The sequence below is a fragment of the Nocardia sp. NPDC056564 genome, assembly GCF_042793755.1.
Classification (GTDB): domain Bacteria; phylum Actinomycetota; class Actinomycetes; order Mycobacteriales; family Mycobacteriaceae; genus Nocardia.
Map to the genome: position 1 here is coordinate 200531 of NZ_JBHTUR010000004.1, position 13957 is coordinate 214487.

The window sequence follows — 13957 nt, forward strand, 5'->3', positions numbered from 1 at the left end:
CAACAGATCTTGTTGCCTGTTGAGTGCGCTGATCGCCGGCGGAGTCGGTGCGGGCGGAGCCGCGGCCGGCCCGGCGAACGACCTTCCGAGTCGGCTTGGTCAGGAAGTCGGTGCTCGGCCTGATTCCTTGGCGTTCGCACCTGCCTCAGCGAACGCTCGGGCGTATCGGGTGCCGACGACGAGCAGCAGGACGCCGACGGCGAGGAAGGCGGCGACGCGGACCAGGCCGTCGAGGGTAGCGAGGTCGAACAGGAACAGTTTGGCCAACGCGGCTGTGGTGACCAGCAATCCGGAGCCGAGGGCGAGTTTGGCGACCGCGGTGGCCTTGCCGATATTGCGGAGCCCGTAGAACAGGGCGGCGGTGGCGCCGGCCATCCACAGGATGGTCGCGGCGCTGTGGCCGATGACGAATCCGTCGGGCGCGCCGGTGGCGACGCCGATCGAGACGGTCGCGGCGGTCACCGCGTACAGTCCGGCGATGCTGGCCACGATCCACTGCAACTCGGCAGTGCCCTGCCAGCCCGGCAGCCTGCGCGCGCTCCACACCGCCACCGCGACGACGGCGAGCGCGAGGACCGCGCCGAGCATCGTCGAGACGCTCAGGTTATCCACCGAACGGCGTTGCGAAGCAAGGACATCCGGACCGGCGACGGCCAGGAAGGCGAAGGCGCCGAGGGTCGCGAAGGCGGCACCGATACCGGCCGCGACGCCGGAGCGTCGTTGCCCGGCGACGCCGAGATAACCCGCGGCCACCAGGAACCACGCGATCGGCAGGCTGCGCGGATTCGTCACCGTGACACAGACTTCGAGCAATGCGATCGAGCCGGCGACGGCGGCGACCACCGCGGTGTGCGCCGGAAGTCGCACCAGCGCGGCCACTTTCGGAATCAACGCGGTGGCGGCGAGCGCGAGCAGCACGAGCGCGAAGAGCCCGGCGATCGTCGACGCGACCGGCCGATCCAGCTTGTACATCCCCGGCGCGACCAGCAGCGGCACCGTCGCCAGGGCGAACATCAGCGAGGCGGTGAGGTCGGCGTGCCTGCGGCGAACCACCGGCACGGTCCCGGCCAGTCCCACCACCGCGACCGCCACGGCGGCGAGCAGCAGCAGCGGCCGATCCGAACCACCGCCGACGATCGCACCCGCGACGAGCAGGAACGTGGCCAGCACCGCGGGCAACGTCCGCGCCACATGCAGATACGGCCAGTCCTTCAGCAATTGCACTGGCACACAGGCCAACTGCAACACGATCAGGAAGGCAGGCAGCGCAGGCCCGGTGGTCAGCACCGGCGACAACACCGCCGCACCGATCACCACCAGCACCGCCAACGGCTGCGACTGCCACCGCATGGCCAACGCGACGCCGATGGCCGCGACGCCGAACGCCACCGCGAACCCGATCACCGGATGCAACCAGTGGTAAATCGAGGTGACGGCGACGACGTCCAGGTACGCGCCCGCGATGCCGGTGGCCGCCAGCGCGATTCCGCCGACCCGGCCGCCGGCCCGATCGAACACCCGCATCCCGGCCGCCACCAGGGCCGCCGAGAAGGCCGCGCCCGCAACCACCCTCGGCACCGGGCCGAAGAACCCCGCCTGCGCGGCGAGCACCAGCAGCATCACCACACCGATCAGGGTGACCGCGACCCCGGCCACCGCGAGCATCCGGCTGATCACTCCGTCCCGCTGCCACCACGGCGTATGCGGCACCGGCGGCGTCCGCCGCGGCGGCACCGGCGGCCGCATCCCCGGCTGCGGCATCGGGATCCCCATGGGCGGCATCCCCGCGGGCGGCATCGGTCCACGCGGCGGCACCGGTCCGGCCTGCGCCGCGAGCGGAGGCGGCATCAGCGCGCCCTGCGGCGCACCCCACCCGGATATCGGTGGAGCCGGCGCGAACCGCGGCACATACGCCGGAGCCTGCGGCACCGGCGCTACCGGACCGGCCGGCGCCGAGGCCCCTTCGGCCGAAACCGTCTGCGCCCCAGCAGACTCCCCCAGCACCTGATTCCGCAGCAACGCCAAATCCTGCCCGAGCAACCCCATCTGCGCCCCCAGCGCAGAGAATTCCCCCGAGATGCGCGAAATCAGCGCCGGATCGATAGATGTGGTCATAACTCAATGCTGTCCACCCCACCCATCCACGGCATGAGTAATTCCCCCCGATAGACCCGCAATATCTACCCGACTTCTCCCGCCGACCGACCCCCACCCCGGCGCGGCGGGTGGGGGCCGGTCCGGGCGGGTGGTCAGGTGGTGCTGGTCTGAAGGGTGGTTACTTTGTGCACCGCGTTGATCACGGCTTGGCGCGGTGGCATGGCCAGGACGCCGGGGGCCGGTTCGCCGGCCCAGTGCCAGCCTAGGGTGGAATCGGTGGTGGGCAGCAGGATGTGGTGGCCGCCGGGAACGACGGTCACCTGGTGCGCGGCGAGGCTGCGCCGGACGGGGACCTCGACGGGACGGGCCGGGGTCGGCGGGGTGACGAGGAAGGTCCAGTTGCGGTCGCCCGGATCGGCGATCACCGGGGCGGTGTGCGTGCGGTCCAGCGTAGCCAGGACCTTGCGGCCCAGATCAGGCGGCATGACGATGGCGCCGAGGATGGAGCCGGTGGTGACCATCGGGCGGCCGGCCAGCAGTTGGACCGGCAGGCCGTAGAGGTCGCGAAGCAGATGCGCGATATCGAGGGGAGAGTGACAGCGCTCGAACATGGTTTTACCCTTCGGCGAGAACAGCGGATCGGATCGCGGAGGTTCTCGTTCGGCGGAGCGGGCCGTGCTGGTCGTGTACGCGCTGCAGGTGGCGTGTGGTGACGCCGCGGTAGATGTTCGGCATGGTGTTCATTTGCCGCCGCCCTTTGCTATGAAAGTTGCAGAAAGGCAACGGTATTCCATCCAGCGGTAAACGAGTCGTACGTAATGTCCCACTTCGGCCGAGTGCGGTGACTTAGCGTCGTACCCTGAAACCCAGATGTAACAAAAGGAATTGGGTACATGGACGATTCGTCGATCGGCGTTCGGATCCGTATGTTCCGCGGCAAGGCGCTCACCCAGCGTCAGCTCGCGGATCAGGCCGGGGTCAGCGTCGACCTGGTGCGCAAGCTCGAGCAGGGCGGCCGGCAGACCGCCTCGATCGCCAGCCTGCAGAAACTGGCCCGCGCCCTGGATGTGGACATCGCCGACCTCATCGGCAAACGCGCGGGCGTGCCGTCCACCGACCCGGAATCCGGCATCGTCGCCATCCGCCGCGCGCTGACCCCGGTCGACGATCTGCTCGGCGAGACGAACGAAGAGGCGGCGATCAGCCTCGACGAAGGCAGGCGCGCGGTCGACTACGCGTGGGGCGCGTACTGGGTCGGCCGCTACGAACTGCTCACCGCGATCCTGCCGTCGGGGCTCACGCAGCTGCGGTCCACCGTGCATGCCGCGCGCAACGGCTCGGTCGCGGTGGCGAACGAGCTGCTGGCGCGGATGTACTGGGTGACCGGCTGCACGCTGGTACACCTCGGCCAGACCGATCCGGCGTTCCTGGCCATCCGGCAGGCGCTGGCCGCGGCGGAGGACGGCAACGACCCGCTGCTGCTCGGCACCATTCGCGGGTCGGTCGCCTGGCAGCTGCTCGTGCAGGGTCGCTACGACGAATCGCGGCGGGTGGCGCTGCGGGCGGCGGCGAGCCTGGAGCCGGCCGGCGAGGTCACCCCGGCACACCTGTCCTCGTACGGCTCACTGATGCTGCTCGGCGCGACGGCGGCGGGCCGGGCGCAGAACGTGCCGGAGGCGTTGGCGCTGGTCGAAGCCGCGGGCGAGGTCGCGTTGCGGATCGGCGGCGACCGTCGCGACTACGAAACCTATTTCGGCCCTTCCCAAGTCGTCATGCAGACGGTGGACGTCAACGTGTCCTCCGAGCGGTACCCCGAGGCGTTGGCGGCGGCCAAGGCCATGCCGGTCAACGGCGGTCTCCCGCAATCCTCGCGGGCCCGCCACCTCACCGACACCGCCGTCGCGCTGACCCGCACCGGCCAGCACCAGCGCGCGCTCGACACCCTGCTCACCGCCGAACGCGTCGGCGGCCAGGACTGGCTCAAGTACCAGTCCCTGCCCCGCCACATCGTCTCCGAGCTGCTCGATCACGACCGGCGAGTCCCGTTGCGCGCCTTCGCCCGGCGGATCGGCGTCAATACCTGACCGGTCCGCCGGGACCTATCCGGTCGCCGGGAACGGCGCCGCGGCGCGGTCGATCACCTCGTCGAGGACCTGACGCGAGCGGATGAGGTCGTCGATGGTGCGGTCGATCCGCCGGCGTTCGATCGTCAACTGGGCCACCAACTCCGGCGTCGCCGACTCGTTCGGCCCACCGTCCACGTCCCGCATGCACGGCAGGATCTGACCGATGGTCTTGCTGTTCAGCCCTGCGGCGAACAGTTCCTGGATGTGGATCACCCGATCCACGGCCCGCTCCGAGTAGTCGCGATGCCCGCCCGGCGTCCGCTCCGACACCAGCAGCAGCTGCTCCTCGTAGTACCGCAGCGACCGCTCACTCACCCCGGTGCGCTTGGCCAGCTCCCCGATGCGCATCCGCCACCCCGTATCTCACCACTCGAGTTGAACCTCACATGGACGTGAGGTTTTACCGTACTCACCTGCCGAACACGACAGCAACCGCCGACCTCTTCGCCCCTACCGAACTCAGGCCCCGCTCGCGCTACCCAACCGCCGGTAATCGCGCCGATGACGCGCAACCGAGCGCACGCCGACAACGGCACGGACGCGGCCGGAAATTGCCCGACCTGACGCGGATCAGTGGCCCATCATCCGGCGCCAGTGCGCCATGAAGGTGTGCTTGGCGGTGATGGAACCGAAGCGGACGCGGCCGCGCACCACCAGGTGCAGCGGGCCGATCGGCGGTCCGGTGCGGACCTTGTTGTTGACGCTGGAGCCGATCAGCTCGACGTCGTTGAGGTCGACGGTCGCCTCGGCGGGGACGATCAGGGTGAGCGAGCTGCAGTAGTCGTCCACGGTCAGCTCGACCACCTGGGTCGACATGATCGCCTCGGTGAAATCCAGGGTCACCCCGGAGAGCATGCTGTTGAGCCGCAACGACGGCGCGACATGCCAGGGCCCGCGCCGGTTCACCCCGGACAGGCGGGAGCGGATCACGCCGCCGGGCGCCGGCTGCCCGCCGAGCGGCGACGGGGCCGGGCGGTGCTGCTTCACGAACGAGGGCGCGGTGTTCACGAAGGTCGACGGCGGCGCGGCGGGCTGCCCCACCAGACGCACACCGGGCAGATCGATGAGCACGGCGTTCAGCTCGCCGCGGGTCTTCGCGGCCAGCGCCGTATCCATCCGCTCGGTGAACTCGCCGAGCGAGAGCATGCCGAGTCCGACGGCGCGCTGCAGCAGCTGGCCGACGTGCTCGCGCTCGACGTCGGATACGCGTAGATCCCGGTCGCCCACCGCGTCCCCGGAGCCGACGCCACTGGATTCCGATTCGGGTCCGCCCATGTTTCGAGATTACCGATCCGCGGGCCGACGCGGATCAGGGCGATCCCGGATAGTGGTGTGCGACTTTCCGGTGGCGATCATTCGTCGAGGCCCTGCTCGATCGCGTAGCGGGTGAGTTCGACCCGGTTGGCCAGCTGGAGTTTGCGCAGCGTCGCCTGGACGTGGTTCTCCACGGTCCGGTGACTCAGTCCGAGACGTGCCGCGATCTGCTTGGCGGACAGGCCTTTCGCCACCATCCGCAGCACCTCGGTCTCCCGATCGGTCAGTGCCGGGCGATGCGGTTCGTCAGGTTCGGCCGGCGTCGTGGCCATCCGCCGGTATTCGCCGAGGACCAGTCCGGCCAGGCCGGGGGTGAACACCGGCTGGCCGGCCGCGGTGGCGTGCACCGCCTCGATCAGTTCCGCGACCGACGCGCTTTTCACCAGGTAACCCGAGGCACCGGCCTTGATCGCGTCGAGCACATCGTCGCGTTCCGCGGACGCCGAGAGCACCAGCACCCGGCTCTCCGGCGAGACGCGCAGCACCTCCGCGGTCGCCTGCGCGCCGTTCCCGTCGGGCAGTTGCATATCCATCAACACCACCGCGGGCCGCACCGCGGCCGCCCGCCTGGTGGCGGCGCCCACCCCGTCGGCGGTGGCGGCGACGTGGAAACCCGCCTCGGTGAGGTCGCGCGAGACGCCGTCCCGCCACATCGGATGGTCGTCCACCACCATTACCGAAACGCCTTCGTTCGCAGCATTATCGGTCACCACGCGCCTCCTCGGTCCTGGCTCGGTCTCATGTTCTCGGCACCCGGAATTCCCACTCGGTGCCGAAGCCGACGCCGCCGTCGGCCTCGGCGAGCACCGTGGCGGTCCCGCCGAGGGCCTCGATCCGGCCGATGATGGAGCGGGAAACCCCCAGCCGCCCTTCGGCTTCCGCCTCGGCCAGCCGCCCCGGCGGGATGCCGACCCCGTCGTCGCGCACGCTGATCACCAGTTCCGCACCGGTGTCCTCCAGCAGCACATAGGCTTTCGCGTCGGGTCCGGCGTGCAGCTCGACATTGGACAACGCCGTCGCCACGGCCGCGGCGATCTCGGTACCCGCCCACCGGCCGATCGATATCGGATTGCCCGGCGTGGACACGAATACCGACGGTGTCGCGTGCACGGTGAGCAGCGGACGCAGATCGACCTCGGCCCCGCCGGAGTCTCCGCGATCGGCGGTCTCGGTGATCAGTACCCGCAGCGCCACTTCCTGTTCCCCGGCTCGCCGCGCCAATTCCTCGGTGGGCCCGCCGATCTCGGTGCCGCGTCGCTTGATGTAGCTGAGCACTTGCAGCACCCCGTCGTGCACCTCGCGCGAAAGCCGTTCCCGCTCTTCGGTCGCCGCGGTCAGCCGCACCGCGCGCTCGAGCTGGTCTTGGGCCCGGCGCGCGGTATTCGCGGCCAGCCCCAGGGCCAGGCCGACCGAAACCAGCACCGGCACGGTGGCATCGGTCCACACGTCCTGCCCCCACTGATCGCGCACGGTCAACGCGACCGACGCGATCAGCACACCGGAGAGCACCCCGGCGATCGGCCCGCGCAGCACCCCGGCCCCGATCACCGCGTTGGCGGCCCACAGCGTCGTCGGCAAGGTCTGATGCCCGTGATACCAGTCGTAATCGGCGACCAGCCGGGTCGCCGCCATCAACGCGATCACCACGACGTGGTCACCGAGCACCACCCAGACGCGCACCCGCCGCACATCGGGAAACCGCCACTGCGACAACATGATCGCCGACGCGCCGGACCAGACCGCCATCAACGCGATGAGCACCCAGCTCAACCGCTGATTCTGGTAATAGGGCGCGGACGCGAACTGTTGCAGCACCGCGTACAGCAGCGTGACCAACCGCAGCGCCTGCGCGGCTCGCCACAGCGGCGTGGTGGCCACATCGGCGGAATTCGGCTCAGCCCCGCGCGCCATCGAGCCCCCTCCCCCGCGGCTCAGCCCTTCGGCGCGCCGTCATCGGATTCCGGTTCGGCGATCCGGGTTTCGCTCGTCTCGTGCTTGGCCAGGGTCGCCGCCACATCGAACCGGCCGGGTTCCGGATCGTCCGGTTCGACCTCGCCGGTCTGTAACTCCTCGAATATCTCTTCCGGGCCGTCCGCGAGCAACGATCGAATGGCGGTGTTCATCACGGCGACGAACGGCACCGCGAGCAGACCGCCGGCGATCCCGCCGAGCACCACGCCCGCGGTGATCGCCAGCACCACCGCCAGCGGATGGATGCTCACCGCGCGCCCAAGCAGCAGTGGTTGCAGCACATGCCCTTCCAGCTGCATCACCGCGATGATGATGCCGAGCACGATCAGCGAGGTGATCAGCCCCTTGGTCACCAGCGCGATGAACACCGCCACGAACCCGGCGACGAACGCGCCGATGATCGGGATGAACGCGCCGATGAACACCAGCGAGGCCAGTGGCAGCGCCAGCGGTACACCGAGAATGCCGAGCCCGGTGCCGATGCCGATGGCGTCCACCGCCGCGACGACCACGGTGGCGCGGACGAACCCGACCAGGGTGCCGAACCCGAGCTGTCCCGCGGTGCGCACCTTCTCGCGCTGCTCGGTCGGGATGATCCGGGTGACGAAGCGCCAGATCTGATCGCCGCCGTAGAGGAAGAAGATGAGGATGAACAGGGTCAGGAAGGTGCCGGTGAGCAGCTCGGCGATGACCGTCGCGGTGGTCAGCGCCCCGCTGGTCAGCCGGTCCTGATTGGACTGGATGGTCTTGATGATCTGGTCACCGACATTGCGGATCTGATCGTTGCTCAGATGCGGCGGGCCGGTGATCAGCCAATCCTGAATCTTGTGAATGCTGTTGGTGAATTCGTCGGACAGCTGCGGCACGCCGGCGATGAACTGCTCGACGACGAACGTCATCACCCCCGCGACCAGCCCGAGCGAACCGACCAGCGCGACGAACACGCCGACCGAGCGCGGCACGCCCAGGCGTTGCAGCCAGTCGACCAGCGGTGCCAGCAGCGCCGCCGCGAGCAGCGCGATGGCCAGCGGAATGACCACCGTTGCGAGCTTCTGCACGATCGCGGCCAGCGCGATCGTCACAGCGAACAGGATCAGCAGGCGCCAGCCCCACTCGGCCGACACCCGGACGATCGGATGTACCGAGTCAGCGGCTGGCCGGGATAGCGAGGCATTCCGCTTCGAGCTTGGCTTGGGGTCCGTCACCTGGCCGAGCATAACGAGCGTACGGCTCTGTTGTCCGGCTCCGGCCTGCGCCGGGCGTGGGCGAGTGTCAGGGGGCTGAACAGCGCCGCGGGGAGGCGCACATGATCGAAACGCTAGATTGTTGGTTGTGTCAGCGCCCTTGGAAGCGGTCAAACAGACCATGCGAACGCGCTGGCCGCTGTACCTGACCTCGATGCTGCTGGCCAACGCCTTCGGAGCGGTGCTGGTGTGGGCCTTCATCCAGTACGGCCTGCCGGTGCCCGAGGGCGCGCACGACGGCGCCCGGAGCACCGGTCTACTCATCCCGGCCCTGGTCTTCCTGACCGGCGGCCTGCTCAGCATGGCCGCGTCCGCGCTGATGCTGCGCCCGGTGATGCGCTGGCAGATGCGCGGCGGGCCGCCGAGCCGTCAGGAGCAGATGGCCGCGCTGCATGCTCCGCTGCGGCAGGCCATCCTGCATCTGGCGCTGTGGCTGATCGGCGGCGCCATTCTCGCGTTGCTGATCATCACCGACGAACCCAAGCTGGCCGGCGCGGTCATCGTCACCCTGTGCATGGCCGCCACCATCGTGTTCGGCTTCACCTACATGCTCGGCGAGCGCATCCTGCGCCCGGTCGCCGCGGCCGCGTTGACCGCGGGCACCTTCGATCACACCCTGACCCCCGGCGTCGGCACCCGGATGGCAATGACCTGGGGCATGGGCACTTTCGCCCCCACCATCGCCATCGTGCTGCTGTGTATCACGCAGATCTCCTCGGACGTGAAGTTCTCCGCCCAGTCGCTGGCCATCTCCATCCTGCTGCTGTGCGGCGTGGTGATCCTGCAGGCGCTGGCGCTGTCCATGCTCACCGGCTCCAGCATCTCCGACCCGGTGCGCCAGCTCAGCCAGGCCATCGACCGGGTGCAGGAGGGTGCGCGCGACGTTCAGGTCGAGGTGTTCGACGGCAGCGAGATCGGGCTGCTGCAGGTCGGTTTCAACCGGATGATGGAGGAGGCGGCCAAGCGCCGCCAGCTGCAGGAGCTGTTCGGCCAGCACGTCGGCGAGGAGGTCGCGCAGCGCGCACTCGACTACGGCACCGAGCTCGGCGGCGAAACCCGGTTCGTCGCGGTGCTGTTCGTGGACATGGTCGGTTCCACCGCGACCGCCGCCGAGCGCCCGCCGACCGAGGTGGTCAGCCTGCTCAACGAGTTCTTCCGGATCGTGGTCGACGTGATCGACCGGCACAACGGCTTCGTCAACAAGTTCGTCGGCGACGCGGCGCTGGCCATCTTCGGCGCGCCGCTGGACCGGCCGGACGCGCCGACCGCGGCGCTGGCCGCGGCCCGCGAACTGCGCGAGGTGCTGCGCGAAGTACCCGGACTGGATATCGGTATCGGCGTCTCGGCGGGGCTTGCGGTCGCCGGAAATATCGGAGCGGCAAATCGTTTCGAATATACGGTGATCGGCGATCCGGTCAATGAGGCCTCCCGGCTGACCGAGCTGGCCAAAGACCAACCCCGGCGCACCCTGGCTTCGGGCAGCGCGCTGTATTTCGCCGATGAAAGCGAGCAGGACAAGTGGGAGACCGGCGACGAGGTACAGCTGCGCGGACGGCGCCGAAAAACGCTGCTCGCCTATCCGAAAGACAGCGTCGACCTGCCGGATGCTACAGACAGCGAAACGGTGCGTTCGTTAGGCTGACCTGGTGACGGCCGACGGGGAACGGGCAGGAGGACCTGCGTCGCCACCCACCAGCCGAAGCAAATTCTGGTGGGTCAAATGGCTGCTCGGCATCGCTCTGCTGGCATTACTGATCGCCGAAGGTATCTATCTGTGGCCGCGACTGCACGAATCGTGGCGAAAACTCAGCGACATTCACTGGGGGTGGGTCGCCGCCTGTATTTGGCTACAGGCATTGTCGATGAGCGGATTCGGGCGGGTGCAGAAACAACTGCTCAACGCCGGGGGTGTCGAGGTAAGTCAGCGGAAATCCGTCGCGGTGGTCTACGGGGCGACCGCCATGTCCGTCACCTTGCCTGCGGGGCAGGTGTTTTCCACGGCATTCACCTATCGGCAGACCCGGCGCTTCGGCGCGAGCCCGATCGTCGCGTCCTGGCAGCTGGTGTTCTCCGGCGTGGTCGCCGCCGCGGGGCTGGCGCTGCTCGGGGTGGGCGGCACGCTGCTGTCCGGCGGCACCATCGGCCCGTTCAAGTTGATCCTGTCGCTGACCGCGGTGGTCGCGGTGGTGTGGGGCGGCAACTACGTCTCGCGCAATCCGGGATCGCTGGAAGCGCTGCTGCGCAAGGCACTCGCCGCGGTCAACCGGCTGCGCAAGCGGCATGCCGACCAGGGCGCGGGCAAGATCGCCGACGTGCTCGGGCAATTGGAGTCGGTCGATCTCGGCAAGCGCGACGGCGCCCTGGTCGCGCTGTGGGCGCTGGTGCACCGGTTCGCCGACGTGGCCTGCCTCGGCGCCGCCTGCTACGCGGTCGGCGCGGACCCGCGGCTGGCCGGGCTGCTGCTGGCGTTCGCCATCGGCAAGGCGGTCGGCTCGATTCCGTTCGCGCCCGGCGGGATCGTCTACGTCGACGCCACGCTCATCTACGGTCTCACCGCGGCCGCCGGGCTGCCCGCGGCGCAGGCGGTCGCCGCCGCGTTCGTCTACCGGCTGGTGAGCTTCATCCTGGTCGCGATCGTCGGCTGGATCGTGTTCCTGTTCCTGTTCCGCACCCCGCAGGACGACGACGCCGAGTTCGAGAAGGAATTCTCCCAGCGCCGGTTCTGAATTCGGCCGCGAACGCCGCTCGCCGGACGAGCGGGTGGTGGCAACGGATGGCCGAACACGCAGCGCGGGCGCTTCACATCTGGTTCGGCCCACCCCACTACGCTGGCGCCCGTGAAGAAACTGGTGCCGTTGGTGGTAGATGCGCTGCTGGTGATTCTGTTCTGCGCGATCGGCAGGCGCAGCCACGACGAAGCGGTGCTCACCGGACTACTTCGCACACTGTGGCCGTTCGCGATCGGGCTGGCGATCGGCTGGACCGTCGCGGTGGCCGCGGCGAGCCGGATGTTCGGCGACGCGGGCCGCGACGCCCGGTTCGACGGAACCGCCCTGTGGCCCACCGGGATTCTGGTCTGGCTCGGCACCCTGTGCGGCGGCATGCTGCTGCGCGTGGTCAGCGGTCAGGGCACCGCGTTCAGCTTCATCGTGGTCGCGACCGTGGTGCTCGCGCTGTTCCTGCTCGGCTGGCGCGCGGCCATCAAGGCGTTGAATTGAGCAGGCAGGCTTAAGTCTCCGGCGCGGCCAGCGATTGCAGCATCCGCACGGCCATCCGCGCGGTGGCGTCGCCGCTGTCCACGTCGTTGATGTGAATGGCGAAGGCCAGATCGCCCATGATCGCGATCAGCCAGCCGTCGCGTCCCGCGGTCGCGCTGAAGCCGTTGACGTCGCGGTAGCCGCGCAGGCTGGCCAGCTCCGGCGCGTTGGTGGAATCGCGCAGCATGCCGTGCAGCCGATCGGCGATCTCGGGGGACAGCGAGGCGAGCTGGGCGTCGGTGGTGCTCGGGCGCGCGACCTCGATCATCGGCGGCGGCACCTCGCCGCGCGCGATCGCGGCGGCCGCGATCGCCATGCCGAACGGGCTGGCCAGCACGGCATCCGAGCCGCCGCCCTGCTTGACCTGCTCGGCGCTGCGGCCGGCCACGGCCAGCCGCCCGGTCACCTCGTCCAGCCCCGGCACCTTGAAATCGACGCCGACGCCGAGCGTGGTCGCGGCCTCGGCCGCCTCCTGGGCCGAGATCTCGTGCGGGGCCTTGCCTTTGCTGACCGCCGCGATATTGCGGAACAGCTCGATATTGCCGCCGACCGGGTAGAGGCCGGTGAAGGCGACCGGTCCGTGCTCGCTGGCCTGGGTGTTCTGCGCGACCGCGACGACCGCGCCACTGGAGGGCTGGATGGCCACGATCGAGGCCGGGGTGGCCGCGCTGACCACCGCGTCCTCGGCCGCGCGCTGCAGCCGCTGGTCCATGGTGCCCGCGATGTCCGGTCCGGGCGGGCCCTGCATGCCGGCCAGCTGGCCGACGAAGCGGCCGTCCTGCTCGAAAATCTGCACGCCCCAGCCGGAGTGCTGCTGCTGACTTTCCTGCTGCACCTTGCGCAGCGCGTCGAGCATGGGCGACCAGACCCGGCGGTCGGCGGAGATCAGCCGGGGCTGCTTCTCCATGACCACGCCGGGGATCGGCGCCATGTCCTTCTCCAGGATGGCGAAGTCGGGCTCGCGCAGGTTCACCGCGACCACCGGCTTGCCCTGCGAGGTGGCCACCTGCTGCATCAGCGACGGCCCGGTGATCAGCGGGGCGACCGGTTCGATCGCCTTGGCCAGCGCGTCGGTCGAGCCGACCGGGTCGGGCATCTTCGCCGGGTCGAGCTTGATCACGTTGATGGTCTGCTCGGTCATCAGGGGTTGGCCGGCGATGTCGTTCACCCGCGGGGCGGGCGCAGGCTCGGTACGCACCAGGCGCACGGTGCGGTTGTGGTCGAGCTGCGGCATGACGATGGCGGGGTCCCAGGAGATGCGCCAGCCGATGGCGAGCTTGCGCACGTTGCCCTGCACGCTGTAGGTCCAGTTTTTGCCGTCGCCGAAGTTCCAGTCGGCGTCCATGCTGAAGATCGCCGCCTCCGAGTCGAGGCCGATGTATTGCGTCTTCTTGTAGTCCGCCTTGCCGGGCTGCAGGCCGGCAAACATTTGCTTCAGCGTTGCCGAAGCCGCCGAAGGGTAGGACGTGAGCTCCGAAGCATGGACGTAGTCCTGCTTGTCCAACAGCTCGGTGAAGCGCTCGACTACGGCTTCGGCCTCATTCTTTCCCTCGTGTACGCCGCACGATCCCATCGCGATCGCGAGCGCCGCCACCCCCGCGAGTGCCATAGCGCCCCGGACGCGAAAGCGGCGGGATCCCCAGACATCCATGTCGCCCACTCTTCACTCTTGTCACTCCAGTAACAAGACCACCGTACCTGAAAAAGACCTGTCTGCGGTGCCTACGCCGCAAGGACGTTACCCATGCTCAGCATCTCAATTGTGCCCGAAATCTCCCGTCTCGGGGGACCCGTCACGATCGTTGTCCAGTGCTACGGCGACAACCGGCGCCGCTACCGTACCGGGGCCTTGCGCAAAGTTGTGCACTTACTGCCCGACTCGGCGTTTCGGATCAATGAGTACCCAGAGTGAGCGTCTACGAACCGCGAATCACCCCCGTTAACCAGT

12 protein-coding genes are annotated in these 13957 nt (G+C 69.0%); 4 read left to right on the forward strand and 8 right to left on the reverse strand.

The features are described from left to right. Positions 1–99: 99 nt before the first annotated feature. A complete protein-coding gene (locus ACFQ9K_RS12265; protein WP_378715438.1) occupies positions 100–2115 on the reverse strand; it encodes a DUF2339 domain-containing protein in 2016 nt (671 codons plus the stop codon). Between the two features lie 134 nt (positions 2116–2249). Next, the gene (locus ACFQ9K_RS12270; RefSeq protein ID WP_378715436.1) at positions 2250–2708 is read right to left on the reverse strand and encodes a hypothetical protein; all 459 of its coding nucleotides are present in this window, start codon (positions 2706–2708) and stop codon (positions 2250–2252) included. 282 nt (positions 2709–2990) lie between these two features. Here ACFQ9K_RS12270 and ACFQ9K_RS12275 point away from each other — a divergent pair, with 282 nt between their 5' ends. Continuing rightward, positions 2991–4181: a helix-turn-helix domain-containing protein gene (locus tag ACFQ9K_RS12275; protein WP_378715433.1), complete on the forward strand. Its 1191-nt coding sequence runs from the start codon at positions 2991–2993 to the stop codon at positions 4179–4181. 15 nt (positions 4182–4196) lie between these two features. Here ACFQ9K_RS12275 and ACFQ9K_RS12280 read toward each other — a convergent pair whose 3' ends face one another. From ACFQ9K_RS12280 to ACFQ9K_RS12300, 5 genes are all read right to left on the reverse strand, one after another. Next, a complete protein-coding gene (locus tag ACFQ9K_RS12280) occupies positions 4197–4571 on the reverse strand; it encodes a MerR family transcriptional regulator (protein ID WP_378715430.1) in 375 nt (124 codons plus the stop codon). Between the two features lie 222 nt (positions 4572–4793). Then, on the reverse strand, positions 4794–5450 hold the full coding sequence (locus ACFQ9K_RS12285; protein ID WP_378715500.1) for a DUF1707 domain-containing protein: 657 nt from the start codon (positions 5448–5450) through the stop codon (positions 4794–4796). A 125-nt stretch (positions 5451–5575) separates the two neighbouring features. Further along, positions 5576–6211, reverse strand: a complete 636-nt coding sequence (locus tag ACFQ9K_RS12290; protein ID WP_378715497.1) for a response regulator — start codon at positions 6209–6211, stop codon at positions 5576–5578. A 64-nt stretch (positions 6212–6275) separates the two neighbouring features. Then, the gene (gene macS / locus ACFQ9K_RS12295; protein WP_378715428.1) at positions 6276–7448 is read right to left on the reverse strand and encodes a MacS family sensor histidine kinase; all 1173 of its coding nucleotides are present in this window, start codon (positions 7446–7448) and stop codon (positions 6276–6278) included. A gap of 20 nt (positions 7449–7468) precedes the next feature. Next, a complete protein-coding gene (locus ACFQ9K_RS12300; protein WP_378715426.1) occupies positions 7469–8725 on the reverse strand; it encodes an AI-2E family transporter in 1257 nt (418 codons plus the stop codon). Between the two features lie 148 nt (positions 8726–8873). Here ACFQ9K_RS12300 and ACFQ9K_RS12305 point away from each other — a divergent pair, with 148 nt between their 5' ends. The 3 genes from ACFQ9K_RS12305 to ACFQ9K_RS12315 all read left to right on the forward strand — a co-directional run bounded on the left by ACFQ9K_RS12305 (position 8874) and on the right by ACFQ9K_RS12315 (position 11970). After that, positions 8874–10394, forward strand: coding sequence for an adenylate/guanylate cyclase domain-containing protein (locus ACFQ9K_RS12305; RefSeq protein WP_378715494.1), 1521 nt, complete (start codon positions 8874–8876; stop codon positions 10392–10394). Positions 10395–10398: 4 nt separating this feature from the next. Further along, positions 10399–11478 carry a YbhN family protein gene (locus tag ACFQ9K_RS12310; protein WP_378715423.1) on the forward strand — a complete coding sequence of 360 codons (1080 nt, stop codon included), beginning with the start codon at positions 10399–10401 and terminating at the stop codon, positions 11476–11478. Between the two features lie 111 nt (positions 11479–11589). Beyond that, positions 11590–11970 carry a DUF3054 domain-containing protein gene (locus ACFQ9K_RS12315; protein WP_378715421.1) on the forward strand — a complete coding sequence of 127 codons (381 nt, stop codon included), beginning with the start codon at positions 11590–11592 and terminating at the stop codon, positions 11968–11970. A gap of 10 nt (positions 11971–11980) precedes the next feature. On the opposite strand, the gene ACFQ9K_RS12320 is transcribed toward ACFQ9K_RS12315, so the two are convergent. Continuing rightward, entirely contained in the window at positions 11981–13660 is a 1680-nt protein-coding gene (locus ACFQ9K_RS12320) for an NTF2-like N-terminal transpeptidase domain-containing protein (RefSeq protein ID WP_378715419.1), read from the reverse strand. Positions 13661–13957: the final 297 nt, after the last annotated feature.